The organism is Paractinoplanes durhamensis (genome assembly GCF_016862175.1).
GTDB classification, from domain to species: domain Bacteria; phylum Actinomycetota; class Actinomycetes; order Mycobacteriales; family Micromonosporaceae; genus Actinoplanes; species Actinoplanes durhamensis.
In genome coordinates, this window is record NZ_BOML01000066.1 from 71,798 (window position 1) to 96,659 (window position 24,862).

Sequence of the window (24,862 nt, forward strand, 5' to 3'; positions counted from 1 at the left end):
CCGAAAAGTTCCGGGTTACCTCGGAAGGCGGATGTCCACTTTCAGGCCGGGTTCCGCGTCGCCCAGCGTGACCGTGCCGTGGTGCCGGCGGACCAGCTCGCGGACGATGGCCAGGCCCAGGCCGGAGCCGCCGGCGTCGCGGGCGCGGGCGTCGTCGAGGCGGGTGAAACGGTCGAAGACCCGTTCCCGATCGGCGGCCGGGATGCCGGGGCCGTCGTCGGTGACGGTGATCCGGGCCCAGCCGCCCTCGTCGGCCACCTCGACCTCGATCTTCTCCCGGGCGTGCCGTTCGGCGTTGTCGATGAGGTTGGCCAGGACCCGGCCGATCGCGTCCGGCTCGACGGTGGCGGTCACCTCTTTGCGGACATATCCGACGTTGGCGTAGCGCGAGGCCACGTCGGCGACCAGGACACCCAGGTCGACCTCGGCCATCCGGGCGGCGGCCGAGCGGCCGGGCGGCGCGCCGTCGTCCGAGCGGGCCAGCAGCAGCAGGTCGTCGACCAGGCGGTTGAGCCGGTCGACGTCGGTGAGCAGGTCGGTGGAGAGCGCCTGCCAGTCGGTGTCCGGCAGGCGCTGGGCCACCTCCAGCTCGGTGCGCATGTTGGTGAGCGGGCTGCGCAGCTCGTGCGCGGCGTCCGCGACGAACGCCCGCTGCCGGGCCCGGGCCGCGTCGAGCCGGTGCAGCATGCCGTTGAGCGTCACCGCCAGCCGGTAGATCTCGTCGCGCGACTCGGGCAGCGGCAGCCGGCCCTCCCGGGTGCCGCCGGTGATCTCCTCGGCGCCGGTCCGCAGCGCGGCCACCGGGCGCATCGCGGCGCCCAGGATCCGCCACATGATCACCGCGAGCATGCCGACCAGCAACGGAAAGGCGATCAACAGGGTCACCCGCAGGATGTGTACGCCCTGGTTGAGGTCGTCGGTCGAGCGGGCGACGAGCACCCGGACCGGGTTGGTCGGCGCCCCGGCGATCTTCATGACGACCCGGGCGTCGCCGTCGCCCAGCCCGATCCGGTTGCCCGGGATCTGCTTGACGTCGCCGTCCTTCATGCCGGCCAGCTCGTCGTCGTGCAGCATCGACACGATCCGATCGGCGCCCGCCGACGACGACAGGATCCCGCCGCTGGAGTCGATCACCTGCACCTGCATCGCCGGGTTGACCGAGATCACCTCGACGAGCTGATGCTGGTCGACCAGCTTGACCACGCCGGTGGCGGTCTCCAGGGCCTCCTGGTTGACCGCCCGCAGCAGCGCGAAGTTGAGCACCCCGACCAGCAGGATGCCGCCGGCGGCGAGACCGGCGGTGACCACCAGGACGGTCAGCCACAGCAGCCGCGCCCGCAGGCTGAGCTCGCGTGGCCGGCGCACTAGACCGCCGCCAGCCGGTATCCGGCGCCGCGCACCGTCTCCAGGCGGTCCCGGCCGATCTTGCGGCGAAGGTAGCCGACGTAGACCTCGACCGCATTCGGCGCGGTGTCGACCGCGGCGTCCCACACGTGGTCGAGCAGCTCGATCTTGCTGACCACCTCGCCGGGGTGCCGCATCAGGTATTCCAGCAGGGCGAACTCGCGGGTGGTCAGCACCACCTCGTCGCCGGCCACCAGGACCCGGCGCTCGGCCGGGTCGAGCTCGATGTCGCCGTGGCTGAGCACCGGCGGCCGCTCGTGGGCGCCCCGGCGCAGCAGGGCGCGCAGCCGGGCCAGCAGCACGATGTAGGAGAACGGCTTGGTCAGGTAGTCGTCGGCGCCGCAGTCGAGGCCGTCGGCCTGGTCGTACTCGCCGTCCTTGGCCGACAGCATCAGCACCGGCACCCAGTTGCGCTCGGCCCGCAGCTGCCGCACGATCCGGTAGCCGCTGAGCCGGGGCAGCATCACATCGAGGATCATCGCGTCGTACCCGCCGTGCCGGGCCATCTCGAGCCCGTCCTGGCCGTCGCCCGCCACATCGACCGCGAAGCCCTCGGCCTGCAGGCCACGCTGCAGCGCCGCCGCGAGGCGCGCCTCATCTTCCACCACCAGCAACCGCACATGCATACCTTTACATGGGGGGTGCCACCCTTAGGGGAAGCTCTCAGCGCCGTCACAGCGCTCGCGCCGCACAGTTGGGGGCAGAGAACAACGGGAGGTGGACATCGTGTCCGTGTTCAGCAGGCCGGCTCTGCGCTGGCTGGTACCGTCCGCTGCGGCGGTCGTCGTCATCGGGGGCGGCGCGGTGGCAGGCACGCTCGTGGCGAGCGCGGACTCGTCGCTGCCGGAGCGCAGCGCGGCTCAGTTGCTCGTCGACGTGCAGAACGCCAAGGTCGACGGCTTGTCCGGAACGATCGTGGAGAGCGCCGACCTCGGGCTCGGTGCCCTCGGGAGCCTGGCCCAGAGCAGCGGCGATCTGACCTCGCTGCTGGGCGGCAGCAACACCGCCCGGGTCTGGTATGCCGGGGAGACCAAGGCGCGGCTCGCCCTGATCGGCACGTCGGGTGAGACCGACGTGATCCGCAACGGGCCGGACGTGTACGTGTGGAAGAGCGCCGACAAGACCGCCAGTCACCTGACGATCCCGGCCGGCGCGGCGTCGCACCAGGAGCAGTTGCCGTCGGCGCTGCCGCAGACGCCGCAGGAGGCGGCCGACGCGGCGCTCGCGGCGATCGACGACACCACCGCGGTGAGCACCACCGGCGCGGCGAAGGTGGCCGGCCGGGATGCCTACGAGCTGGTGCTCAGCCCGAAGGACTCGGCGTCGCTGATCGGCCAGGTGCGACTGGCGATCGACGCCGAGAAGCACATCCCGCTGCGGGTGGACGTGTATGCGAAGAACGCGACGAGCCCGGCCGTCCGGGTCGCGTTCCAGCAGATCAGCTTCGCGGTGCCGGACGCCGAGCAGTTCGTCTTCAAGGCCCCGCCGGGCACCAAGGTGACCGAGGGCAGCGTCGCCGACATCGAGAAGCAGCAGAAGGCCGCCGCACAGAAGGCGGAGGCGGCCAAGCCGCAGCTCGCCGAGGGCCCGAAGGTCATCGGCAAGGGCTGGACGTCGATCGTCTCGGCGAAGCTGCCGAAGTCGGACGGCTCGGCCCCGGCCGAGGCTCAGCAGGCCCAGGGCCTGATCGGGATGCTGCCGGCCGCCAGCGGCAGCTGGGGCAAGGGCCACGTCTTCGCCGGGACGCTGTTCAGCGTGCTGGTGACCGATGACGGCCGGGTCTTCGCCGGAGCGGTCACGCCGGAGAAGCTGTACGAGGCAGCCGCCTAAATAGTTCTAGAACTCTCCCCCGCGTTGTGCAACACTGCGGGGGAGAGTTCTATAACTGTTGGAGGTGGCGGGTGTCTCTCATGCCTCATCCGGTCGCGGGTCGCTTCGGCGATTTCGGCGGCCGCTACGTTCCCGAGTCCCTGATCCCGGCCTGTGCGGCGGTGGCCGACGCGTTCACCGAGGCCTGGGCCGACAAGACCTTCCGCGACGAGCTCGACAACCTGCTCGCGGTCTACGCCGGCCGGCCCACCCCGCTCACCCCCGCGCTCAATCTCGGCGCCCAGCTCGGCATCGCGTTGTGGCTCAAGCGCGAGGACCTCGCCCACACCGGCAGCCACAAAATCAACAACGTGCTCGGCCAGGCGCTGCTGGCCCGCCGGATGGGCCGCACCCGGCTGATCGCGGAGACCGGCGCCGGTCAGCACGGCGTGGCCACCGCCACCGCGGCCGCCCTGCTCGGCCTGTCCGCCACCGTCTACATGGGGACCCGGGACATCGAGCGGCAGCGGCTCAACGTGCACCGGATGGAGATGCTCGGCGCCACCGTCGTGCCGGTCACCAGCGGCAGCCGCACCCTCAAGGACGCGACCAACGAGGCGATGCGGGCCTGGGTGGCCGACACCGATCGGGCGCACTTCCTGCTCGGCTCGGTCGGCGGTCCGCACCCGTACCCGTGGATGGTGCGGGAGTTCCAGCGGGTGATCGGCGCCGAGGCCCGCCGCCAGGCGAGTTTCACCCCGGATGTGGTGGTGGCCTGCGTGGGCGGCGGCTCGAACGCGGCCGGCACGTTCGCCGGCTTCGTCGACACCCCGGCCCGGCTGGTCGGCGTGGAAGCGGCCGGCGGGGCCGCGATGTCGAGCGGCGCGCCCGGCGTCGTGCACGGCGCCCGCTCGATGGTCCTGCAGGACGCCGAGGGCCAGGTGGCCGAGGCGGAGTCGATCGCCGCCGGGCTCGACTACCCCGGCATCGGGCCGGAACACGCGCATCTCGGCGCGATCGGGCGCGCGGAGTACCGGACCGCGACCGACGACGAGGTGGTCGCGGCGGTCGGCCGGCTCGCCCGCACCGAGGGCATCATCTGCGCCTTCGAGTCGGCGCACGCGGTGGCCTGGGTGCTACGCGCGGCCGGCACTCCCGACCTGCCGACCGGTTCCGCGGTCGTGCTCACCCTGTCCGGCCGTGGCGACAAGGACATGCGATGAACCTGCTTCCCGGCGTCGCGCGCGGACGCAAGGCCCTCGTCCCCTACCTCACCGGCGGCATCACCGCCGACTGGACCGACTACCTGCACGCGTTCGAGGCGGCCGGCGCGGACGCGATCGAGATCGGCCTGCCGTTCTCCGATCCGATGCTCGACGGGGTCACCATCCAGCAGGCCTCCGACCACGCGCTGGCCCGCGGGGCCACGGTGGCGTCCATCCTGGCCGACCTGGCGGCGACCAGGGTCGGGGTACCGCTGGTCGTGATGACCTACGCGAACCTGGTCGTGCGGGCCGGGCCGGCCGCCTTCTGCGCTCGCCTCGCCGAGGCCGGCGTTTCCGGACTGCTCGTCTCCGACATGCCGGTCGACGAGGTCGCCGAGGTCGAGCAGGCGGCCGCCGACGCCGGGCTGGCGCTGATCCTGCTGGTCGCGCCGGTCACCACCGACGAACGGCTCGCCGAGATCGCCCGCCGCGCCCGCGGCTACCTGTACGCGATCAGCGTGATGGGCACGACCGGCGAGCGCGCCACCCTGGCCGGCTCGGCCGCGACCCTGGCCGCCCGGGCCAAGGCGGTCACCGACCTGCCGGTGCTGGTCGGCTTCGGCATCTCCGGCCCGGCCCAGGCGGCGGAGGCCGGGCAGGTCGCCGACGGGGTGGTGGTCGGGGCGGCCCTGATGCGCCGGATCCTGGACGGTGCCACGCCGGGCGAACTGGGGGTGGACCTCGCCGCGATGCGCGCGGCGCTCGACTAGGGTCGTGGCGCGAGCCATGACCTTGGAGGATCCGCTGACCGCCCCGCGCACGCCGAAGTACCAGACGATCGCCGCCGACCTCGCCGCCAAGATCCGCGGCGGGGAGCTGCCGCCCGGGTCGGCACTGCCACCCCAGAAAGAGCTGAGTTCGGCGTACGGCGTCACCCTCGCCACGCTGCGCCAGGCCCTGCAGCAGCTGGAGAAGGACGGTCTGCTCTCGCAGCAGGCCGGCCGGGGCACGTTCGTGGCCGAGCCGCGGGCCGCCTACCGGCTCGACTCGCTGCGCGGCTTCGCCGAGGACCTGCGCGCCCAGGGGCAGACGGTCAGCACGCTGATCCTCGGCCAGGCGGTCGGCACGCCACCCGCTGCGGTTTCCGCCCAGCTCGGCGACGTGCCGCAGGTGCTTCGACTCGAACGCCTGCGGCTCGTCGCCGGGCGGCCCGCCGTGCACCAGCTGTCCTGGATCCGGGACAACGGCCTGGCCGAGACCGACCTCAGCGGCACCTCGCTCTACGCGGCGCTCGCCGACCGCGGCATCGTCGTGCACCGGGCCACCGAGGCGATCCGGCCCGGCGTCCTCGACGAGGCCACCGGCGAACTGCTCAACCACCCGGCCGGCACGCCGGTCTTCGTCTCCGACCGATTGACGTACGGGCTGGACGACACCCCCCTGGTGTTCGACCGGGCCACCATCCTCGGCACCGCCATGGAGATCCGCACGTCGCGCGCCCTGACCGGGCTGTCCATGCAGTGGAGTCGCCAGCCCTGACCCATCCAGTGGCGCCCCCGCGCCGAATCAGTGCCGGCGTGAAGCGCGTCACTTGGGTTGTTGCCACAGGTTGGCAACAACAAGACTGCTGGATGTGGGGGCAATGAGAGATCCGCGGCGGCACGGTCTTTTCAGCATCGGCGGGATGTCGGCGTTCGTCCTCCTCCTGCACGTGGCCGGTTTCGGCCTGTTGTTCCTGGTCATCGTCCCGGCGCATTACCAGGTCGGGGCGGCCGGGGTCTACGGCGTCGGGCTCGGGGTCACGGCGTACACCCTGGGCATGCGGCACGCGTTCGACGCCGACCACATCGCCGCCATCGACAACACCACCCGGAAGTTGATGGGTGGCGAACGCCGCCCGCTGTCGGTCGGGTTCTGGTTCTCGCTCGGCCACTCCAGCGTCGTGTTCGCCCTGTGCCTGCTGCTCGGCCTGGGGGTGCGGTCGCTGGCCGGCCAGGTCGAGAGCGACTCGTCCCGCCTGCAGCAGGTCACCGGCGTGATCGGGGTCAGCGTCTCCGGCGTCTTCCTCTACGTCATCGGGATCATCAACCTGGTGCTGCTGGTCGGCATCGGGAAGGTGTTCCGCCGGATGCGCCGGGGCGACTTCGACGAGGCCGAGCTGGAGCAGCACCTGAACAACCGCGGCTTCCTCAACCGCATCCTGTCCCGGGCCACCGGCGCGGTCACCAAGCCGTGGCAGATGTACCCGATCGGCCTGCTGTTCGGCCTCGGCTTCGACACCGCCACCGAGATCTCGCTGCTGGTCCTGGCGGGTGGCGCGGCCGCGTTCGCCCTCCCCTGGTACGCCGTGCTCACCCTGCCGATTCTCTTCGCGGCCGGGATGAGCCTGCTCGACACGATCGACGGCGTCTTCATGAATTACGCGTACGGGTGGGCCTTCGCCAAGCCGGTCCGCAAGGTCTACTACAACCTCACCATCACCGGGCTGTCGGTGGCGGTGGCCCTGATCATCGGCACCATCGAGCTCGACTCGATCCTCACCGAGAAGCTCGGCATCACGTCCGGCCCGCTGGCCGCGATCGGCCGCCTCGACCTCAACTACGTGGGCTTCGTGATCGTCGGCCTGTTCGTGGCGACCTGGGTGGTGGCGCTCCTGGTGTGGCGGTTCGGCCGCATCGAGGAGAAGTGGAACGCCACCCTGACGCCCGGCCCCGTCACCCGGTCTGGATAAGGTCCTCCGGCAGGCCCTCCACCTGCACCTCGACCCATCGCATGCGCCAGTCCGCCACCTCGTGGAAGCGGCGCAGCTCGGCCAGGCCGGCGAGCGAGCCCATCCATCCGTCGTACGGCGGCTTGGCCTTGTCGAATCCGCTGTGGACGAAGGTGAGCCGGGTCTTGCCGTCCGAGTCGTCCAGCTCCCACGACTGGACCATCTCGCCCCAGTCGATCGACATCGACCGGCCGGGCTCGATGTCGACGACGTGCGCCGGGTAGCTGTTGGCCTCGAAGCCGCCCATCGCCCAGCGGCCGCCCGGCTCCAGCTCGGCCTCGACCTTGATGCCGGCCCATCGGGAGAACTGCTCCGGCTCGCTCAGCGACGCGTAGACCGCGAGCCGGTCGGCGTCGATCAGCAGCTCCTCGTGCATCTCGGGGGTGGTGAAGTCGCACAGCGCGACCGGTTGCCGCCCCTCGACGTGGTCGGCCAGGTTGGCCAGGGCGAGGGCCCAGTAGGTGTGCATGACGGCGCGGTCACCGGCCGTCGTCAGCATCTCGGGCCAGCCGATGACCTCGGTCTGGGTGAGCGTGACCAGGGTCGACTCGTTTTCCGCTTCCAGTTCGATCGACACGACCGTGGTGACGCCGTCGAGCTCCCACTCGAAGCTCAACGAACTGTCGTCGGCGTACAGCAGGCGCTGGCGCGGCGCCTCGCCGTCCGGGGTGAACCGGCCCCAGAACTCGTACCGGCCGGGCAGCTCCACCTCCGCTCGCTCGGCCAGCCAGATCTGCAACGCTGCCGGGTCGGTGAGGGCGCGGTGGACCGCGGCCGGCGCGGCGGCGATCCGGATGCGCTTCTTCAGGGTGGCCATCAGCCTTCTCCTTCTTCACGTTCTTCGCGGTGGGGATAGCAGGCGACGGCGAGCTTGAACGCATCGCCGTCGGCGCCGCCGTACTTGGTGAAGAGGTCCTGCAGGGCGGACTTGAGGTCGGCCATGAACTCGGGGCGCTGCTCCGGCCGCACCCGGATCGCGCCGGAGACGCCGAGCGACGGCAGGTCCGGCTCCCCCGCGCGGGCGTAGTCGTGCAGGACCGCGACGTCGGACTGCACCTCCTCGGCCAGGTCGAGGAGGTAGCCGAGGCTCGCCTCGTCCCGGCGCTGCGGCAGCCCGATCCGCCCGACGAGCCGCGGCGACAACCAGTAGGCCCGGGCGGCGGCCTGATAGACGCCCTCGTTGATGCCCCGCACCCGGCGCTCAGCCACCTGGGTGACCAGCCCGTGCTCGGTGAGCCGCTTGACGTGGTAGTAGACGCGCTGCTGCGTCTGGTCGAGCCGGGCGGCCACCTCGGTGCAGGAGCGAGGCTCGGCCAGCTGCCGCAGCACTTCGATGCGCTGCGGTTTGAGCAGAGTCTCGGCCTGCTCGACGCGCTCCAGGTAGAGCAGATCCCTCATCACAAAAGGAATCCTGGACGTACAAAACTATTTTGTCAATGAGGTCGGCGCAGCCGGTTCCGGACCGCATCGATGGCCTTGGGCGGGACGCCGATCTGGTGCAGGTAGGGCTCGGGGCCGCCGTAGAGCACGTCGACGTGGGCCAGGGTGCGGGCCATCGCGGCCGGCGAGGTGTCCGGGCTGCGGCCGTAGTCGGCGATGATCGCCTCCTCGGTCACGCCGGCCACCGCCAGGGCCAGGGCGACCAGGCCGCCGGTGCGGTCGCGGCCGCCGTGGCAGTGGATCAGGACGCCGCCCGGCGGTGCGGTGGCCAGGGCGCAGAACGCGCGGGCGATGCGGTCGCCGTTGTGGTCGAGCATCGGGCCGTACGTGTCGTGCGGCGGGTCGTACGAAAGCTCGTCCTCCAGCAGCGGCACGTGCATGTAGGCCGGGTCGCCGGCGAACGGGCTCGGATGCCGTTCGCACTCCCACGGCCAGCGCAGGTCCAGGATGCGGGTGATGCCGGCGGCGCGGATCGCGGTGACGCCGGCCGGGGTCAGCCGGAAGAGGCCGTCGGCGCGGAAGAGAACACCCGACCGGGTGACCGCACCGTCCACCGTGGGGAGTCCGCCGAGGTCGCGAGCGTTGCGGCAGGCGGGCCAGTCGAGCCCGGTCTTGTCGGGACGCCCGGTTTTGTCGGGACGCATAGGGCCACCCGCCTTCCGACTCCACTGGCCACCAGCCTACCCAACGAGTGACCCCTACTTGCTAATGGGAATCATTTCCAACAAGATGGAGCAGCCCGGTTAACTGACCGATTTGAGAGGAACCACCATGTCGCTCAACGTCTCCCCCGACCTGCTGTCCATCGCCGAGCGCGGCGACGTCTCCGACGCCGAGTTCGTGGCCTGCGTGCGCGAATCCCTGCCGTACGCATGGGAGGTCGTCAGCAGGGTGATGACCGATCTGCGGACGACCGGCGGCGACTTCGCCGACCACGAGGTGCCCCCACCGAGCGACACCGAGCGCGGGCAACTGCTGCGCGCCCTGGCCAGCGACGCGATCCGGGGCGGCCTCGAGCGCCACTTCGGCGCGAAGCTCGCCTTCCAGAACTGCCACCGGGTGGCGGCCTTCTCCTTCGACGCCGTCGGCAGCGAGCGCCACCAGGCGTTCGTGTCCCCGCGCGGCCAGCTCCTCAACCAGTCCCCGGAGCTGCGCAACTGCTGACCTGACGAGGGCCCGGGCAGTCGCTCGTCAGCGCGGCTCGCCCGGGCCCGGGGTGTCCGACCAGGCCTCGCGCAGGTCCTTCTTGGTGGTTCGCCACCAGTCGCGGAACTCACCGCCCAGGTCGCGGAACGCCTGCCGGTAGCCGGGGTCGTCGAAGCCGGCCGACAGCAGCTCCAGCCAGCTCAGCACCCACATCACCGGCGCCATCAGCAGGGCGAGCAGCACCCACGCCCACCATCCGGTGACGGCGTGCGCCACCAGGAGGATCACCGCGAGCGCGACCGCCGCGAGACCGCCGATGTTGGCCCGGCGCATCAGCGGGGGCAGCAGCGGCAGGCACCGCCACGGCAGCCGCCCGGCCGGCACCAGCACCCGGGCGGTGAACCCGGCCAGCACCGCGGCGAGCACGGCCGACAGGACCCGGGCGAACAGCGCCGCGTGCGCCCACCAGTGCCCGGCGACCAGCAACAGGCACACCAGCACGGCGCCGACGGCCAGGCCGCGGCGCAGTCCACTGAGCACGCCACGGATCGGCCACGTCATCGAGATCAGGTCGGGGCGGGCCGGATTGTCGCGGGCCACGTCCCGCAGGCCGCGCATCGATCGGCGGACCTGCAGCCGCTCGGCGTCGAGCATGGCGATCAGCCACCGCCCGTACGCGTTCTCCGGGTCGATCGCCAGGGCGGCGCGCGCGGCCGCCGTGGCCGCCTCCCGGTGGCCGGCGTCGCGTTCCACGTCGGCCACCGTGAGCAGCGCCTCGACCGAGCGCGGCGCCATCGACAGGCCGTGCGCGGCGACCCGGCGAGCCTGCTCGTGGTCGCGGGCCGAAGCGAGCGCCCGGGCCAGCACCAGGTGCCCCGACGGGTCCATCGGCGCGAGCCGGACCGCCTCGGTGGCCGCCTCGACCGCCTCCCGCGAACGGATCAGCAGGATCAGGCTCTCCGCCCGCTCGGCGTGCGCGTCCGCCGACTGCGGGTCCGCCTCGATCGCCGCGGACACGGTGGCGAGCGCCGAAGCGTACTCCCGGCGCAGGCGCAACACCGACGCCAGCAGGGTGAGCAGCGGCCCGTCGTGCGGCGCGGCCGCCAGCCCGTGCCGAGCGGTGCGCTCGGCCTCCTCATACCGCCCGACCTGGGCCAGACGCTGCGCCTGCGCGTAGAAGTCGGTCAAGAGCGCTTGCGCTTCTTGAGGTACGCCGCGAGGTCGTCATATTCCCCCGACTCGTTCGCGAACATCGCCACGTTGCGCGCCGTGGCGAACCACGCGTCGGTGGACGGCCGGACCTCGCGGGCGGCCGCCACCATGTCCTGCTGGGAGATCATCCGGATCTCGCCGGTGGCGATCGAGTCGCGCATGGCGAACTCGGCGGCCGTCTCGCAGACGTGCGCGAGGTCGGCGCCGGAGAAGTGCTCGGTCGCCTCGGCGACCTTCCCGAGGTCGACGCCGGCGACCGGGCGGTCCCGCAGGTGATATTCCAGGATCGCGGCCCGGGCCGGCTTGTCCGGCGGCAGGACCAGCAGGGTGCGGTCGAGCCGGCCAGGCCGGCGCAGGGCCGAGTCGATGTCCCACGGCGCGTTCGTCGCGGCCAGCACGAAGACGCCGTCGTTGTTGCCGTCGACCCCGTCGAGCTCGGTCAGCAGTTGGTTGACCACCGTCCGCATCGACGACGAATTCAGCTGGCTGCGCTTGTGGCCGAGCGCGTCGATCTCGTCGAGGAACAGCACGCAGGGCGCATGGCCGCGGGCCGAGTCGAACAGGTCGTGCAGGTTGCGCTCGGAGCTGCCCACCCACATGGCGAGCACGTCGGTGATCGACAGCGAGATGAACGCCGCCCCCATCTCCCCGGCCACCGCCCGGGCCAGGAACGTCTTGCCGCAGCCGGGCGGCCCGTAGAGCAGCAGGCCGCCCCGCAGGCTCTTGCCGAACAGGCTGCGGAGCTTCGGGTTCTTCAGCGGCCCGAGGAACGACACCTCGAGCCGCTTCTTCACCTCCTGCATGCCACCGACGTCGGCCAGCGTGATCGTCGAGGTCTCCACGTCGAACGTGCGGTCGGCATGCCCCTGCACGGCATCGGGATCATCGGCGGCCTTGGCGAACCGCGGCGGCACGATGTCACCGAGATCCTGCTCCATCGCCGCCCAGTCGACGGTCTCGTCCTCCTTCGGCGGCTCGGCCACCGGATTGAGCGCCGACGTCATCAACCGCTGGGCGGTCGCGTTGGCCGGGTCACGGGCCAGGACCTGGGCGGCGTGCCCGATCGCCTCCGGCCCGCGGCCCGCACCCACCAGCAGCTCGGCGAGGTGCAGGCGCAGCGGCAGATCGTCGGGCCGGGCCTCGACGGCGGCGACCAGACTGTCGATCAGGGGCGAGTCGCTCATGACACCGAATTATGCCCGCACCCCCTGACAGGTTTCCGGCGCCGTCAGAGCCCCGCGAAGAAGGCGACGACATCGGCGGCGAGCAGTTCGGGAACCTCCAGCGCGGCGAAATGCCCGCCACGCGAAAATTCAGACCATTGGCGTACGTCGTGACGCTGCTCCACGAGCGGCCGAATCGACTGAACCAGGTCCGCCGGCAGCACCGCGACGGCAAGGGGAGCCGGGCACGGGATCGGGCCGGCGCCCAGCCCACTCTCCTTGATCAGCCGAGATGAGGAGGCGGCCGTGCGGGTCAGCCAGTAGTGCATGACATCGTCGAGGATCGTCTCGTCCGGGATCGCGTGCGCCGGGTCGGCCCACGTGGTGAACTTCTCGGCCAGGAACGCGAGCTGGCCGACGGGCGAGTCGGTCAAGGCGTACGCCAGGGTCTGCGGTGTCTTGGAAAACAGGATCTGATGCGGGTGCCGGTTGGCCGCCAGGGCGCGCGTCTTCTCCAGGCGGGCCTGGTCGATGGGGCTGAGCGGGCCGTCGTAGGGACCGCCGGACGGCAGGTAATTCACGTGTACGCCCACGACGCGCTCGGGAGCGTGGGCGGCCAGCAGGCGCGAGATGCCGGAGCCCCAGTCGCCGCCCTGGGCGCCGTAGCGGTCGTAACCCAGATCGGCCATCAGCGTCGCCCAAGCTTGCGCCACCCGCTGCTGGCCCCAGCCGCGGGAGCGGGTCGGCCCGGAGAAGCTGAAGCCCGGGATAGCCGGGACGACCACCTGGAAGTGCGGCGTGAGCAGCGGAATCAGGTCAAGAAACTCAACCGGCGAACCCGGCCAGCCGTGCGTGAGGATCAGCGGCAACGCATCGGGGTTCGCCGAACGGACGTGGACGAACCAGACGTTCTCCCCGTCGATCGTCGTCGTGAACTGCGGAAAGGCGTTGAGCCGGCGCTCGTGCCGCCGCCAGTCGTACTTCTCCCAGGCGGCGGCAAGGTGCTGGACCCGGTCGAGGGGAATGCCGTAGTCCCAGCCGGAGCCGGGCAGTTCGTCGGGCCAGCGGGTGCGGGAAAGCCGGACCCGCAGGTCGTCAAGGTCAGCTTCGGGAACGTGGACCGCAGATTCGTTCATGCCCCGAACGTTAGTCGCACTAACGTTAGTTCGTCTAACGTTGTGGCAACTAACGTTCGTCACACCAACAAACGTTAGGCAGGCGAACGTCAGGGCGGCTACTGCTAGGTTTTTCGGGTGGAGCAACTGCCCAGCTGGCTTCTTACTCAGACTGCTGCCTTTGCCGGGCGCCTGGTCAGTGAAGGGTTTGCGTCGACCGGTGGGCGCGGCTACCACTACCGCGTGCTCACCTCGCTTCATGTTGACGGGCCCACCAGCCAGGCCGGCCTCGGGCGCCGGACCGGGATCTTTCCGAGTGACATGGTGGCGACGCTCAACGAGCTTCAAGCGCTCGGCTTTACGATGCGGAGCGTCGACAAGTCCGACAAAAGGCGCTATCTGATCTCGATCACGCCCGCGGGGGTCGAGCGGGCCGAGGAGCTCTCGGCGGCGGCGGAAAAGATTCAGGATGCGCTGCTTGCGCCGCTTGATGATGATGAGCGGCATCAACTCACCGCTCTGCTGGGCAAGCTCTACGCGCATCACAGGCAAGGGTTTCCTCCGTTGCCCATGACCTAGAGAGACATTCAAGCTCGTCAAATGATTCGACGAATTGTGCCGGCTCTGCTCGCGGTTGTTGCGGGCATTGCCGTGCCGGCCACCCCGGCGCAAGCGGCCACCGACGCGACCCGTACCCCGGCGACCCCGGCGTACTCGATCAGCCTGACCAGCAACGCCACCGGCGGGGTCTGGACCGGGCACGAGAGCGTCACCTTCACCAACGCCTCCGCCGTCGCGCTCGGCGAGGTCTACCTGCGGTTGTGGGACAACGCGCACGGCACCTGCACCACGCTGCCGATCAAGGTCACCAACGTCACCGGCGGTACCGCGGGCTCCCCCGAGGTCAGCTGCACCGCCCTGAAGATCACCCTGCCGGCGCCGCTGGTCCAGGGGGCGAGCGGCACGATCGGCTTCGACGTGTCGATCACGGTGACCGAGGGAATCGACCGGTTCGGCCACAACGGCAGCTATTACTACATCGGCAATGCCATTCCGGTGCTGGCCGTCCGCGATGCGGCGGGGTGGCATCTCGACCCGTACACCAATAATGGTGAATCTTTTTATGCTCTTGCCTCGGACTACACCGTGAGCCTCGACCACCCGAGCACGCTCTCGGTGCCGGCCACCGGCACGTCGACCGACGTCGCGGGCTCCAGCGGCCGCACGGTAACGACGGCGGTGGGCAAGAAGGTTCGCGAGTTCGCCTGGGCGGCCGGGCCGTTCAAGAAGATCTCCGGGACGACCGCGGGCGGGGTAGCGGTCAACGTCTACTCGGTCAGCTCGATCAGCACCACCAACGCCAACTCGATGCTCAGCACCGCCAAGGCCGCGCTGGACGCGCACTCGGGCCGGTTCGGCGCCTACCCCTACGGCGAGGCCGACGTCGTCCTGGACAACGGCTACTGGTTCGGCGGCATGGAGTATCCGGGGTTCGTGCTCGACGTGATCAGCACGACCGCGCTCGCGCACGAGCTGGCGCACCAGTGGTTCTACGGGATCGTCGGCGACGATGAATACACGACGCCGTGGCTGGACGAGGGCTTCACCGACTACGCCACCGATCTGTATTTCAACAAGACCGGCAGCGGCTGCGGCATCACCTGGCAGTCGACGGCGGAGAAGCTGACCAACTCGATGGCCTACTGGGACGCGCATTCGAGCCGCTACAGCACCGTGGTCTACGGCTACGGCAAGTGCACGCTGCACGATCTGCGCCGCCTGATCGGCACCACGGCAATGACGAACCTGCTCAAGTCGTACGCCGCCGGCCACTGGTACGGAGTCTCCACGGTGGCCGACTTCAAGGCCGCGGCGCAGGCCGCCACCACGACCGATCTGACCTCGTTCTGGACCACGCACCGCGTCGAGGGCTGACAGTAAAAGGGTCGCCCGAGGCAAATCGGGCGACCCTTTTCCGCAAAACAGACCTAGCCTGGCCGCCGATAACCGGCGATCGGGCCTCGTTCGATCGTTGCCATCCGCACATGGTCGCCCGTGTGCGGAGCGTGCACCACCATGCCGCCACCGATGTAGATGGCCACGTGATGGAGACTGCCCGGATAGTAGAAGACCAGGTCACCCGGCTGAAGCTCGTCGCGTGACACCGCCTTGCCCTCGTTCCACTGGTCTTTCGTGTAGTGCTCGAGGGAAACGCCGACACTGGCCCACGCCGCCTGGGTCAGACCCGAGCAGTCGTAACTGTTCGGGCCGTTGGAACCGAAGACGTAAGGCTTACCGATGAGGTCGCAAGCCCGCTGCGCCGCTCGGCCGCCCTTGTCGTTGGAGTAGGTGACGGGGCACGGACCGGTCTTGTACGGACCGTCGGCCTCGCCGGCCGCCCCGTACGCCTGGATCCGCAGCTTCTGCAGGTCGTTGATCTTCTTCTCGATCGCGGCCTTCTTCTTGGCCAGGTCGGCGTCGCGCGCCGCGATCGAGGTGGTCAGCACGTCCAGGTCCGACTTCGTCGCCGTGTACTGGTCACGGAGTTTGGCGACGCCGGCGATCTGGTCCTGCTGGTGACGCGCCAGCTGATCGAGGTAGGTCAGCTTGGCGGTCAGCCCGGTGGGCGACCCGCTGATGAGCATGGCGTTGAACGCGTTGGGCGCACCCTGCATGTACGCGTCCGTCGCCAGGCCACGCACCTGGGACAGGGCAACGTCCACCTGTACCTGGAGCGGGGTGATCTGGGAGGCGAGCTTCTTCTGCTGAGTCTGGTTCTTGAGCAGCTTGCCGTGCACGTCGTTGTACTGCTCGATGACCGGCTCGAGGTCGTTCCACTGCTTGTCGATCTGGGCCTCGACGCTGGCCGGCGACGACGGCGCCGCGTTCGCTACGGACGGTCCGGTGAAGACGATCCCGGCCGCGGCGAGGACGCAGACGAGACTGCGCAGAACTGCGGCGCGGTGCGCCCCAATCCGTTTCACGTAGGTGCGTAGTCCTTTCTTCCCTCGGGCCGCCGACCGGGTTAGCTGACGGGTTCGGGCGGGAAGCGCGCCCGGCCGCAGACTGCACGGCTTCACCCCAACTGCTCGGGTCCCCGGTTCGCTCATGGCGATTGGGCGGTGGCTCGTCAGATCATCCGGACGGACGATGGGGGGCTGCCGAACCGGGGACCACCGTACTCCGGATCAAGTCGTTAACTGAAGCGGCCACCGCGAGGAAACTGCCCGCACGGTCCGCACTACGCACAGTGACTAGAGCGGGAAGGTGTCCAGCGCAACGTCGAGCCAGGGCACCACGAGGATCACGGTGGGTAGTACCAGCAGGCCGAGCGCGGCAGCCGTCACGACGGCGTTGAGGGCGACGGACCGGTGGTGCGGCGTGGCCAGCCGGGCCAGCCGCCGACGCCGGGCATCACCCGTTGGGTCAGGTGCGGCATCCTCCGCAAGGGGGACGGCATCGCCCAGACGTTCGAGCGCGGCCCGCAGCGGCGCCGGGCCGGCGAGGCGACTCGCGGCATCGTCGGCCGCCATCTCCAGCAGCAGGTGTACGGCGTCCAAGGGCGCCCGGCTCCGGAGCGGACGGGGTACCGCGCGGTAGAAGGCGGTGAACGACTCCATCACCACCTCGTGGCGGTGCCGCAGGTGGGTCTGCTCGTGCGCGAGGACCGCGTCGACCTCCGGCCGGTTCAGCACCTTCAGTACGCCGTCGCTGAGCACCACCCGGGCTTCCCGGCCGGGCACGCAGTAGGCGAGCGGCAGCGCCCCCTGCAGCACTCGCAGGTTGTCGACGCCGAGCTCCTCCCGGTGTTCGACCCGGTCGAGCAGGTCGACCAGCATCCGGTGCTTCGCCCGGCGCGCGCGGGACCGCCGGGTGACGCCGTAGAGCGACCAGAGCAGCCGCAGCACGATGACGGCGGCGATCAGCAGGGCCGCGACCAGCGCCGCGGCGGCGACCGGCTGGCCGGACGTGCGGGTCAGCTCCTCGGGGGCGGCGAGCACGACGCCGAGCGCGCAGAGCACGCCGGTCAGCGTGATGGCCTGCCAGAGCAGGACGGCGGCGGCCGGCGCCCGGTCGGGCCAGTCGGCGTGCGCGAGGATGCCGGGCACGACCAGCGAAAGGGTAAGCCCGAGCGCGCCGAGCAGGAGCGCGGTCACCTCTTCTTGGCAGCCTCGATAGCCGCCGCCAGCGCATCCGGCGGGAGCTGGCCGACGAAGTAGGCGAGGGCGGCGTCCTGGTCCTCGGTGGTGCGCAGCGCGTCGAGCATGACCGACGCGGTCATCTCCTCGCGGGTCTGCGCCGGGGTGTAGCGGTAGGCCCGGTCGGCCTTCTGCTGCACGACGACGCCCTTCTTGGCGAGGCGGTCGAGCACGGTCATCACGGTCGTGTAGGCCAGGTCGCGGTCGCGGCTGAGCGCCTCGAACACCTGGCGCACCGTGAGCGGCTCCGGCGCATCCCACAACTGCGTCATGACCTCGCGTTCCAGGTCCCCCAATGCCATGTGGCCCACTCTACTGCACGACGTCGTACTACGCGTCGTAGTATCTACTACGAAACGTCGTAGAGGGGGCCTCATGGACGTGCTGGACCTGACCCGGCTGCAGTTCGCGGTCGTCACGATCTACCACTACTTCTTCGTACCGCTGTCCATCTGCCTGGCCGCGGTCGCCGCCGGACTGGAGATCACCTGGTTGCGTACCCGCCGCTCGGAGATTCTTGATCTGACGAAGTTCGTCGGCAAGCTGCTGATCGTCACGTTCGCGGTCGGCGTGGTCACCGGGCTCGTGCAGGAATTCCAGTTCGGGATGGGCTGGAGCGCGTTCGCGAAGTTCTACGGCGACGTGTTCGGCCCGACCCTCGCCATCGAGGGGATGCTCGCGTTCTTCCTGGAGGCGACGTTCCTGGCGCTCTGGTATTTCGGCTGGGACCGCCTGCCGGCTCTTCTGCACGCCGCGACGATCGTCGTCGTCTCGCTGGGCACGGTGCTGTCCGCCTTCATCATTTTGGCCGCCAACAGCTTCATGCAGAACCCTGTTGCGTACGCCCTGGATCCGGCGACCGGCCGCGCCCGGCTCACGTCCTTCACCGAGCTGCTGCTCAACAAGGTGAACCTGGCGGCGTTCCCGCACACCCTGGCCGGCGCCGCGATGGTCGGCGGCGCGCTGCTGCTCGCGATCGCGGCGTGGCGGATGGCGGCCGAACCGGCCCACCGGATCCTGGCCCGGCTGGGCGCCTGGCTGATGGTGGCCGGCGGTGCCTTCACCGCGCTGACCGGCGACCACCTCGGCAAGGTGATCACCCAGGTGCAGCCGATGAAGATGGCCGCCGCCGAAGCCCTGTACGAGACGACCAGCGGCGCGCCGTTCTCGATCTTCACCACCGGCAAGCCGCTGCCGGACTTCTCGCTGGACATCCCATGGCTGCTGTCGATCCTGGCCAAGGGCAGCCCGACCGCCACCGTGCAGGGCCTCGACGACCTGCAGGCCCAGTACACCGCCCAGTACGGCCCCGGCTCGTACGTGCCGATGATCCCGGTCGCCTTCTGGTCGTTCCGGTTGATGATCGGCGCCGGGATGCTGGCCGCGGTGATTGCCGCGTACTACCTGTGGCGTACCCGCAAGAAGCGCGACGCTCCCGCCTGGCTGCTCCGCTGGTTGCCGTTGATCCCCCTGCTGCCGGCGGCAGCCAACACGCTCGGCTGGATCTTCACCGAGACCGCGCGCCAGCCGTGGATCGCCTTCGGCATCTCGAAGGTCGCCGACGGCATCTCCCCCGGCCTGACCGCTCCTGAGGTTCTCGCCTCGCTCATCGGCTTCGCGGTGATCTACGGCGTGCTCGCCGTCGTGTGGTTCAAGGTGATCCGCCAGATCGCCCGCCAGCCGCTGCGCCCTGCTCCGGTGGCCGCCGAAGCCCCCGAACCCGCGCCCGTCTACTGAGGGGACCCACATCGCCGTGATCACCTTTTGGTTCTGGATCGTCGTACTCGCCTGGGTGCTCTTCTTCGTCCTGGAGGGCTTCGACTTCGGGGTCGGGCTCCTGCAGCCGCTGCTGGGCCGCTCCGACCATGAGCGGGGCGCGATCGTCCGCACGATCGGGCCGTTCTGGGACGGCAACGAGGTGTGGCTGGTCGCCGCGATCGGCGTGACCTTTGCCGCCTTCCCGGCCTGGTACAGCGCCCTGCTCTCCGGCCTCTACCTGCCGATGGCGGTGCTGCTGCTCCTGCTCGCCGTGCGCGGGGTGGCCCTCGAATTCCGCGGCAAGGGCGACGGGGAACGCTGGCGGCGGCGCTGCGACCTGTTCCTGGCCGCCAGCTCGACCGCGATCGTGCTGCTCTGGGGCGCGTTGCTGGCCGTCTTCGTGCAGGGGCTGGCGCTCGGCCCCGATGCCGCGGTCCGCGGCAGCGGCCTCGGTCGCAGCCTCGGCCCGGTGCTGACCCCCGCGGCGGCCGTGGGCGCGGTGGCCGCGCTGTTCGCCGCGGTGCTGCTCGGCGCCACCTTCCTTGCTCTGCGCACCAGCGGGCCGGTCCGCCGCCGGGCCCGCGACCTGGCCCGCCTTCTGGGCACCGGCGGCGCCGCCGTCCTGGTCGTCACCGGCATCGGCGTGTCGTCCCGCCTGGTCCTGGCGGCCGCGGCGCTGTGCCTGGCCGCGGGCCTGCTGGCCCGGCACGGCCGGGAGGCGCTGGCCTTCACCACGACGGCGGCAGCGGTGGCCGGCACGGTGGTAGCGGTGCTGACCGCCCACGGAAACGTGGTTCTGCACAGCACCTTGAACGATTCGTGGTCGCTGACGATGAGCGCAGCCGCCGCAACCCCCTCAACGTTGACCCTGCTGACCCAGTTCGGCGTGATCATCCTGCCCGGGGTCCTCGTCTACCAGGCCTATTCCTACGTGGTCTTCCGCCGCCGGGTAGCCAGCGAACGGGTCCCCTGATGACCAAGGCCCAGCTCCCGCTGCCGACGCCCACCACGTCCGGCGGCCTCAGGTCCCACGGCCTCAGGTCCCGCGGCCGGGCCCAGCGATCGGGCGGCCGGCGGGCCGGGCGCGGGCCGATCGACCCGCGGCTGCTCAGCCATGCCCGCAGCAGCCGGGGTGGTGTTGCCGCGCTGGCGTTGCTCGGTGCCGGGCAGGCGGCGGCGACCATCGCCATCGCCGTGGCGCTCACCCTCATCATCGCGGCACAGCGTGGGTGGGCGGTCGCGCTTTTGGCCGGGGCGTACGCGGTGCGCGCCGCCCTCGCCTGGGCCGAGCAGGTGGTGGCCGTGCACACCGCGGCGAAGGTGACCGACGAGCTGCGCCGCAGCCTGCTGCGCGCCCTGCCGCAGCGCGGGCCGGCCTGGGTGGCGGCCTTCGGCGCCGGCCGGTTGACCGCCGTGCTCACCACCGGACTGGAGTCCCTCCGCCCGTGGTGCAGTGGTTACCTGCCGTCGGTCGTGCTCGGGGTGCTCCTGCCGCCGCTGGTCATCGTCGTGATGGCCGTCGTGGACCCGGCGTCGGCCCTGATCGCGCTGGTCACGCTGCCACTGATCCCGGTGCTGGGCGCCCTGATCGGCTGGGCGACCGAGGCCCGGGCCCGCGCGCGGTGGCAGGCCGACGCCCGCCTGGCCGGGCACTTCCTCGACGTGGTCCGCGGCCTGCCCACACTGCGCATCTTCGGCCGGGCCGACCGCCAGACCGCCACCATCGCCACCCTGACCGACCGGCACCGCACCGCCACCCTGCGGGTCCTGCGGGTGGCGTTCCTGTCGTCCACCGCCCTGGACCTGGTCGGCACCCTGTCGGTCGGCCTGATCGCGGTCGAGGCCGGCCTCCGGGTGGCGGCCGGCCACCTCGACCTGGCCCCGGCGCTGCTGGTGATCCTGCTGGCCCCCGAGGCCTACCGCCCGCTGCGCGAGATGGCCGCCCGCTACCACGCAGCCACCGACGCCACCGCCGTCATCACCGACGTGGACGAGATCCTGACCAGCGCCCCCGCGACCGCCACCCGGCCGCGAGGCACCACCACTGCCGACGCGCTGCGCGCACAGGCCGGCCCGACCCCAACTGAGTTTGCGGCGACCGGCCGACCTGCCGCCGGGGTCCCTATCCGGTTGACCGCCGACATGTTCGGCAGCGAGCGGGCCGCCATGCCGTGGCCAGTCGGGGTCGCCGTGTCCGGGCTTCGCGCCCGCTATCCCGGTTCGGCCTCCGACGCCGTCCAGCTCCCGGCCCTCACCGTCGCGGCCGGCGAGATCGTCGCGCTGACCGGACCGTCCGGGGCCGGGAAGACGACCGCCCTGCGGGTGATCGCCGGTCTGCACCCGGCCATGACCGGCACGGTCACCGCCGGGGAGACGCTCTACCTCCCGCAGCGGCCCACCCTCCCGCACGCCCGGACGGTCGCCGACCTCTTCCCCGCCGGCGCCGCTGCTGCCGCGCTGGCCATGGTCGGGCTGGCGGCGGATCTCACCCCGGATACTCCGCTGGGCGAGCACGGCTCCGGCGTCTCCGCCGGTCAACGGCACCGTCTGGCCCTGGCCGCCCTGCTGCACCGCGCCGCCGACTCCCCGGCGACGCTGCTGGTGGACGAGCCCACCGCCCACCTCGACCCGGAGTTCGAGCAGCAGGTTCTCGCCCAGCTCCGGGCCGCCGCCGACGCCGGCTGCGCCGTCCTCGTGGCCGCCCACCGGCCGGCCTTGATGGCCGCCGCCGACCGCATCATCCTGCTCACCGCCCCAGCGCCGGCAAAACCGGCGCCTGCGCTCCGGACCTCGCCCGACGACCCGGCGGAGCCGCCCGCGCTCCCTTCGTCGGCCCAACCCGTCTCGCAAGCCGGGCCTTCCTCGCAAGCCGGGCCTTCCTCGCAAGCCGGACCCGACCCGCAAGCCGGAGCCGATCTCGGAACCGCCGGCGCCGCACGGCAGCCGCATTCCATCGGCTCGGCAGCGCGTCGCTCTTTCCCGTGGCCGGTGGCGGTCGCCCTCGGCAGTGGCTCCTCGCTCGCCGGGCTGGTGCTGACCGGTGCCGCCGCCTGGCTCCTGGTGCGGGCCGCCACCCTCCCGCCGGTCCTGACGCTCTCGGCCGCCGTCGTGCTGGTGCGCGGCAGTGCCGTCGCCCGCCCGCTGCTGCGCTACCTCGAACGCCTGGTCTCGCACGACATCGCCTTCGCCCGCCTCGGCACCCGGCGGTCCCGCGTCTACGCGACCCTGGTCCCTCGCACCCCGGGCCCGAACCTGCGCCGCCGCGGCGACCTGCTCGACCGGGCGGCCGCCGACGTGGACGCCCGGGTCGACGGTCTGCTCCGCGGCCGGCTACCGGCATGGAGTGCTGCTGCAACCCTGGTCGTAGCACTGCCGGCCGCCGTCGCCATCGCCCCGGCCCTGGCCCTCCCGTTGATCGTCGGCCTGGCGATAGCGGCCGTGCTGGCCCCCGCTCTGGCCGCCCGGCAGACCACCCGCGAGGAGACCGCCACTGCCACGGCCCGCACCCGCCTGCACGACGCGATGGTGGAAACCGTCGACGGCCTGGAGGAACTACCGACCGGCAGCCGCGTGCCCGAGGACCGCAGTCGCACCCTGGCCGTCCTGGAGTCCCGGGCCGCCCGCTCGACCGGCCTGGCCACCGCCACCGCCCACCTGGGCTGGGGTATCGCCGTGGCCGGCACCGCGTGGTCGCTGAGCCGGGCCGCACTCTCCCCGGAGTGGGCAGCCGTCCTCCTGCTGGCCGTCGTAGCACTGGGCGAAACCATCCTGACCCTGCCCGACGCCGCCATCGCCCGCCGCCGCGACGCCGCAGCCGCCACCCGCCTGGCCGCCCTGAGCGCCACCCCCACTCCCGCCACTTTCCCGCCCCGATCCGACGAGGTACTGCCAACCGGCGAAACGACCGCCCGGGACCCGGCCAAGGACGAGGTACCCGCGACCGCCAACGCGGCCGCCCCCGGCCTCACGACCGGCCGAGACCCAGCCCGGGAGGAGGGACCAGCGATCGGCGATCTGTCCGTCCGAGGACTTTCGGCCGGCTGGGATCCGACCCGGGAACCGGTCCTGCGCGGCTTCGACCTTGACCTCCCGACCGGTGCGCACGTTGCGGTGACCGGCCGCTCCGGCTCGGGGAAGTCCACGCTCGGCGCGGTGCTGGCCCGCCTGCTCGACCCGCGGGCCGGGACCATCACCGCCGGAGACGGCCGGGACCTGCGCACCTTCCCCGAGGAGGCGACGCGCGGCCGGATCGTGCTCGTCGGCGACGACACCGGCCACATCTTCGCCTCGACCGTCCGGGAGAACCTGCGTCTGGCCCGCCCGGACGCCACCGACGCCGAGCTGCGTGCGGTCCTCGACCGGGTCAGGCTGGGCGGCTGGCTCGACGGCCTGCCGGACGGCCTCGGCACCTGGCTCGGCACCGGCGGCACCACCATGTCCGGCGGGCAGGCCCGACGGCTGGCCACCGCCCGCGCGCTGCTCGCCGACCCGGAGATCCTGATCCTCGACGAGCCCACCGAGGGCCTGGACGAAGAGCTGGCCGAGGCGTTGATGGCGGACCTGCTGGGCGCGGCCACCGGCCGTACCGTCCTCCTGCTCACCCACCGCCGTGCGGGCCTCGACCGGGTGGACCGGATCGTCGACCTGACCGCATCAGCCCAGCAGCCGGCGGGTCACCCGGTCGACCGTCGCGATCAGGTCCTCGTCGGAGACGGCCGGTGGCAGCGGGCGGGACTCGAGCATGTCGGCGGCCACCACGGCGTGTGAGGCCACCGCCGCGGCCAGCTGGTCCACGTCCCAGACCGCCTGCACCCGGCCGATCCGCTCCTCGGCGTGCAGGAACTGCTCCTGGCGGTCCGAACCGGTCTCGGCCAGCGACCGCCGCCGCGCCACCACGATCGGCACCCCGCCCAGGCGTTGCACGAGGCGGACCGTGCTGCCGGCGTGGGTGATCACGATGTCGGCGTCGGACAACCGGCGGCGCATCTCGTCGAGCGGCACCCAGCGGGCGTGCGGGCACGGCGGCACCACCGGCGACGCGCCGGTCTGGACGAACACGTCGTGGTAGGCGCACAGCGGCTCGACCGCGCGGATCAGCCGGTCGAAGGCCCACGAACCCATGCCGACGGTGACCAGGATGCCCGCCATCAGTACAGCTCGCCCACCAGCACCGCATCCCGGTGGGCCGCGACCCGCTCCGGCCGCTGCACGAGGACGACCCGGGCGAGCCGGGCGTTGACCCGGGCGGTTCCGCACGGCCTGCCGGTCTGGGTGAGCGTCTCCAGCCACACCGTCGGCACCCGGCGCAGCCGCGCGGCCACGAAGAACGGGACGGTGAGCCGCCGCCCGGCCGACACCACGACGTCGGGGCGGGAGTGGCCGAGCAGCCGGAACGCCCGCCAGGCCGCGGCGAACAGGTGCGGCCACGCGGTCGGGTCGGGTTGCCAGGTCACCGGCAGGCCGGCCAGGGCGATCTCGGTGTCGGCGCCGCGCACCGCCACCCACGACGTGTCATGCTGCTGCCACCAGGGGCGCAACGCGAGCGTGTCCAGCAGCACCCCACCGCCGCCGGACACGATCACCACCCGTAGCCCCCCGCTCATACCGGCCGACGCTAGCCCCCGCCGCCGAACCTGTGGAT

At 71.5% G+C, this 24,862-nt stretch carries 24 protein-coding genes and 1 riboswitch; of the genes, 11 read left to right on the top strand and 13 right to left on the bottom strand.

Translation table 11 applies throughout. The features are described from left to right. Positions 1 to 15: 15 nt before the first annotated feature. Positions 16 to 1,365, bottom strand: coding sequence for a sensor histidine kinase (locus Adu01nite_RS39995; RefSeq protein ID WP_239133068.1), 1,350 nt, complete (start codon positions 1,363 to 1,365; stop codon positions 16 to 18). After that, positions 1,365 to 2,024, bottom strand: a complete 660-nt coding sequence (locus tag Adu01nite_RS40000) for a response regulator transcription factor (protein WP_203734555.1) — start codon at positions 2,022 to 2,024, stop codon at positions 1,365 to 1,367. The genes Adu01nite_RS39995 and Adu01nite_RS40000 overlap by 1 nt, the downstream gene beginning before the upstream one ends. A 106-nt stretch (positions 2,025 to 2,130) precedes the next feature. Here Adu01nite_RS40000 and Adu01nite_RS40005 point away from each other — a divergent pair, with 106 nt between their 5' ends. The 5 genes from Adu01nite_RS40005 to nicT all read left to right on the top strand — a co-directional run bounded on the left by Adu01nite_RS40005 (position 2,131) and on the right by nicT (position 7,149). Further along, positions 2,131 to 3,234 carry a LolA family protein gene (locus Adu01nite_RS40005; RefSeq protein ID WP_203734556.1) on the top strand — a complete coding sequence of 368 codons (1,104 nt, stop codon included), beginning with the start codon at positions 2,131 to 2,133 and terminating at the stop codon, positions 3,232 to 3,234. Positions 3,235 to 3,314: 80 nt separating this feature from the next. Continuing rightward, a complete protein-coding gene (gene trpB / locus Adu01nite_RS40010; RefSeq protein ID WP_203734557.1) occupies positions 3,315 to 4,436 on the top strand; it encodes a tryptophan synthase subunit beta in 1,122 nt (373 codons plus the stop codon). After that, complete coding sequence (trpA, locus tag Adu01nite_RS40015; RefSeq protein WP_203734558.1) at positions 4,433 to 5,188, top strand: tryptophan synthase subunit alpha; 756 nt, start codon at positions 4,433 to 4,435, stop codon at positions 5,186 to 5,188. Before trpB ends, trpA begins: the two co-directional genes overlap by 4 nt. Before the next feature lie 16 nt (positions 5,189 to 5,204). Continuing rightward, the gene (locus tag Adu01nite_RS40020; protein WP_203734559.1) at positions 5,205 to 5,957 is read left to right on the top strand and encodes a GntR family transcriptional regulator; all 753 of its coding nucleotides are present in this window, start codon (positions 5,205 to 5,207) and stop codon (positions 5,955 to 5,957) included. Between the two features lie 103 nt (positions 5,958 to 6,060). Next, a complete protein-coding gene (gene nicT / locus Adu01nite_RS40025; RefSeq protein ID WP_203734560.1) occupies positions 6,061 to 7,149 on the top strand; it encodes a Nickel transporter NicT in 1,089 nt (362 codons plus the stop codon). On the opposite strand, the gene Adu01nite_RS40030 is transcribed toward nicT, so the two are convergent. From Adu01nite_RS40030 to Adu01nite_RS40040, 3 genes are read right to left on the bottom strand one after another with little or no spacing between them, the layout of a single operon-like run. Then, a complete protein-coding gene (locus tag Adu01nite_RS40030) occupies positions 7,133 to 8,005 on the bottom strand; it encodes an SRPBCC family protein (protein WP_203734561.1) in 873 nt (290 codons plus the stop codon). The two genes, nicT and Adu01nite_RS40030, sit on opposite strands and share 17 nt — an antisense overlap. Continuing rightward, entirely contained in the window at positions 8,005 to 8,586 is a 582-nt protein-coding gene (locus Adu01nite_RS40035; RefSeq protein ID WP_203734604.1) for a winged helix-turn-helix domain-containing protein, read from the bottom strand. The genes Adu01nite_RS40030 and Adu01nite_RS40035 overlap by 1 nt, the downstream gene beginning before the upstream one ends. A gap of 35 nt (positions 8,587 to 8,621) precedes the next feature. Beyond that, positions 8,622 to 9,272, bottom strand: coding sequence for a tyrosine-protein phosphatase (locus Adu01nite_RS40040; RefSeq protein ID WP_203734562.1), 651 nt, complete (start codon positions 9,270 to 9,272; stop codon positions 8,622 to 8,624). A 127-nt stretch (positions 9,273 to 9,399) separates the two neighbouring features. On the opposite strand from Adu01nite_RS40040, the gene Adu01nite_RS40045 reads away from it, so the two are divergent. Next, on the top strand, positions 9,400 to 9,792 hold the full coding sequence (locus Adu01nite_RS40045; RefSeq protein ID WP_203734563.1) for an SCO5389 family protein: 393 nt from the start codon (positions 9,400 to 9,402) through the stop codon (positions 9,790 to 9,792). Between the two features lie 27 nt (positions 9,793 to 9,819). Here Adu01nite_RS40045 and Adu01nite_RS40050 read toward each other — a convergent pair whose 3' ends face one another. Genes Adu01nite_RS40050 through Adu01nite_RS40060 form a run of 3 tightly spaced genes read right to left on the bottom strand, consistent with a single transcriptional unit; the run spans position 9,820 to position 13,285 of the window. Then, entirely contained in the window at positions 9,820 to 10,962 is a 1,143-nt protein-coding gene (locus Adu01nite_RS40050; RefSeq protein ID WP_203734564.1) for a tetratricopeptide repeat protein, read from the bottom strand. Further along, positions 10,959 to 12,170 carry an ATP-binding protein gene (locus Adu01nite_RS40055; protein ID WP_203734565.1) on the bottom strand — a complete coding sequence of 404 codons (1,212 nt, stop codon included), beginning with the start codon at positions 12,168 to 12,170 and terminating at the stop codon, positions 10,959 to 10,961. The genes Adu01nite_RS40050 and Adu01nite_RS40055 overlap by 4 nt, the downstream gene beginning before the upstream one ends. Before the next feature lie 44 nt (positions 12,171 to 12,214). Continuing rightward, the gene (locus Adu01nite_RS40060) at positions 12,215 to 13,285 is read right to left on the bottom strand and encodes an epoxide hydrolase family protein (protein WP_203734566.1); all 1,071 of its coding nucleotides are present in this window, start codon (positions 13,283 to 13,285) and stop codon (positions 12,215 to 12,217) included. A gap of 117 nt (positions 13,286 to 13,402) precedes the next feature. Between Adu01nite_RS40060 and Adu01nite_RS40065 the strand changes: the two genes are divergently transcribed. Further along, positions 13,403 to 13,843, top strand: coding sequence for a MarR family winged helix-turn-helix transcriptional regulator (locus tag Adu01nite_RS40065; protein ID WP_203734567.1), 441 nt, complete (start codon positions 13,403 to 13,405; stop codon positions 13,841 to 13,843). A 21-nt stretch (positions 13,844 to 13,864) separates the two neighbouring features. Next, positions 13,865 to 15,199, top strand: a complete 1,335-nt coding sequence (locus Adu01nite_RS40070) for a M1 family metallopeptidase (RefSeq protein WP_203734568.1) — start codon at positions 13,865 to 13,867, stop codon at positions 15,197 to 15,199. A 53-nt stretch (positions 15,200 to 15,252) separates the two neighbouring features. Here Adu01nite_RS40070 and Adu01nite_RS40075 read toward each other — a convergent pair whose 3' ends face one another. The 3 genes from Adu01nite_RS40075 to Adu01nite_RS40085 form a co-directional block, all read right to left on the bottom strand. Further along, the gene (locus Adu01nite_RS40075) at positions 15,253 to 16,248 is read right to left on the bottom strand and encodes a C40 family peptidase (protein WP_203734569.1); all 996 of its coding nucleotides are present in this window, start codon (positions 16,246 to 16,248) and stop codon (positions 15,253 to 15,255) included. A 14-nt stretch (positions 16,249 to 16,262) separates the two neighbouring features. Further along, positions 16,263 to 16,396: riboswitch (cyclic di-AMP (ydaO/yuaA leader) on the bottom strand. A 122-nt stretch (positions 16,397 to 16,518) separates the two neighbouring features. Next, positions 16,519 to 17,421 carry a M56 family metallopeptidase gene (locus Adu01nite_RS40080; protein ID WP_203734570.1) on the bottom strand — a complete coding sequence of 301 codons (903 nt, stop codon included), beginning with the start codon at positions 17,419 to 17,421 and terminating at the stop codon, positions 16,519 to 16,521. Beyond that, a complete protein-coding gene (locus Adu01nite_RS40085) occupies positions 17,418 to 17,765 on the bottom strand; it encodes a BlaI/MecI/CopY family transcriptional regulator (protein WP_203734571.1) in 348 nt (115 codons plus the stop codon). Before Adu01nite_RS40085 ends, Adu01nite_RS40080 begins: the two co-directional genes overlap by 4 nt. Positions 17,766 to 17,838: 73 nt before the next feature. Here Adu01nite_RS40085 and Adu01nite_RS40090 point away from each other — a divergent pair, with 73 nt between their 5' ends. From Adu01nite_RS40090 to cydC, 3 genes are read left to right on the top strand one after another with little or no spacing between them, the layout of a single operon-like run. After that, positions 17,839 to 19,200 carry a cytochrome ubiquinol oxidase subunit I gene (locus Adu01nite_RS40090; RefSeq protein WP_203734572.1) on the top strand — a complete coding sequence of 454 codons (1,362 nt, stop codon included), beginning with the start codon at positions 17,839 to 17,841 and terminating at the stop codon, positions 19,198 to 19,200. Between the two features lie 16 nt (positions 19,201 to 19,216). Beyond that, positions 19,217 to 20,194: a cytochrome d ubiquinol oxidase subunit II gene (gene cydB / locus Adu01nite_RS40095; RefSeq protein ID WP_203734573.1), complete on the top strand. Its 978-nt coding sequence runs from the start codon at positions 19,217 to 19,219 to the stop codon at positions 20,192 to 20,194. Then, on the top strand, positions 20,194 to 23,988 hold the full coding sequence (gene cydC, locus Adu01nite_RS40100; protein ID WP_203734574.1) for a thiol reductant ABC exporter subunit CydC: 3,795 nt from the start codon (positions 20,194 to 20,196) through the stop codon (positions 23,986 to 23,988). Before cydB ends, cydC begins: the two co-directional genes overlap by 1 nt. Here the strand turns inward: cydC and Adu01nite_RS40105 are convergent. Together Adu01nite_RS40105 and Adu01nite_RS40110 are read right to left on the bottom strand one after the other, a co-directional pair. Beyond that, complete coding sequence (locus tag Adu01nite_RS40105; RefSeq protein ID WP_203734575.1) at positions 23,875 to 24,369, bottom strand: hypothetical protein; 495 nt, start codon at positions 24,367 to 24,369, stop codon at positions 23,875 to 23,877. The two genes, cydC and Adu01nite_RS40105, sit on opposite strands and share 114 nt — an antisense overlap. Then, complete coding sequence (locus tag Adu01nite_RS40110) at positions 24,369 to 24,824, bottom strand: glycosyltransferase family 28 protein (protein ID WP_203734576.1); 456 nt, start codon at positions 24,822 to 24,824, stop codon at positions 24,369 to 24,371. Before Adu01nite_RS40110 ends, Adu01nite_RS40105 begins: the two co-directional genes overlap by 1 nt. Between the last annotated feature and the right edge of the window lie 38 nt (positions 24,825 to 24,862).

What these genes read in the sequence shown, in the direction of transcription:
- trpB (WP_203734557.1), top strand. Translation starts at nt 3,315, where the DNA reads ATGCCTCATCCGGTCGCGGGTCGCTTCGGCGATTTCGGCGGCCGCTAC.
- trpA (WP_203734558.1), top strand. Translation starts at nt 4,433, where the DNA reads ATGAACCTGCTTCCCGGCGTCGCGCGCGGACGCAAGGCCCTCGTCCCC.
- Adu01nite_RS40020 (WP_203734559.1), top strand. Translation starts at nt 5,205, where the DNA reads ATGACCTTGGAGGATCCGCTGACCGCCCCGCGCACGCCGAAGTACCAG.
- nicT (WP_203734560.1), top strand. Translation starts at nt 6,061, where the DNA reads ATGAGAGATCCGCGGCGGCACGGTCTTTTCAGCATCGGCGGGATGTCG.
- Adu01nite_RS40030 (WP_203734561.1), bottom strand. Translation starts at nt 8,005, where the DNA reads ATGGCCACCCTGAAGAAGCGCATCCGGATCGCCGCCGCGCCGGCCGCG.
- Adu01nite_RS40035 (WP_203734604.1), bottom strand. Translation starts at nt 8,586, where the DNA reads ATGAGGGATCTGCTCTACCTGGAGCGCGTCGAGCAGGCCGAGACTCTG.
- Adu01nite_RS40040 (WP_203734562.1), bottom strand. Translation starts at nt 9,272, where the DNA reads ATGCGTCCCGACAAAACCGGGCGTCCCGACAAGACCGGGCTCGACTGG.
- Adu01nite_RS40045 (WP_203734563.1), top strand. Translation starts at nt 9,400, where the DNA reads ATGTCGCTCAACGTCTCCCCCGACCTGCTGTCCATCGCCGAGCGCGGC.
- Adu01nite_RS40055 (WP_203734565.1), bottom strand. Translation starts at nt 12,170, where the DNA reads ATGAGCGACTCGCCCCTGATCGACAGTCTGGTCGCCGCCGTCGAGGCC.
- Adu01nite_RS40060 (WP_203734566.1), bottom strand. Translation starts at nt 13,285, where the DNA reads ATGAACGAATCTGCGGTCCACGTTCCCGAAGCTGACCTTGACGACCTG.
- Adu01nite_RS40070 (WP_203734568.1), top strand. Translation starts at nt 13,865, where the DNA reads ATGATTCGACGAATTGTGCCGGCTCTGCTCGCGGTTGTTGCGGGCATT.
- Adu01nite_RS40085 (WP_203734571.1), bottom strand. Translation starts at nt 17,765, where the DNA reads ATGGCATTGGGGGACCTGGAACGCGAGGTCATGACGCAGTTGTGGGAT.
- Adu01nite_RS40090 (WP_203734572.1), top strand. Translation starts at nt 17,839, where the DNA reads ATGGACGTGCTGGACCTGACCCGGCTGCAGTTCGCGGTCGTCACGATC.
- cydC (WP_203734574.1), top strand. Translation starts at nt 20,194, where the DNA reads ATGACCAAGGCCCAGCTCCCGCTGCCGACGCCCACCACGTCCGGCGGC.
- Adu01nite_RS40105 (WP_203734575.1), bottom strand. Translation starts at nt 24,369, where the DNA reads ATGGCGGGCATCCTGGTCACCGTCGGCATGGGTTCGTGGGCCTTCGAC.
- Adu01nite_RS40110 (WP_203734576.1), bottom strand. Translation starts at nt 24,824, where the DNA reads ATGAGCGGGGGGCTACGGGTGGTGATCGTGTCCGGCGGCGGTGGGGTG.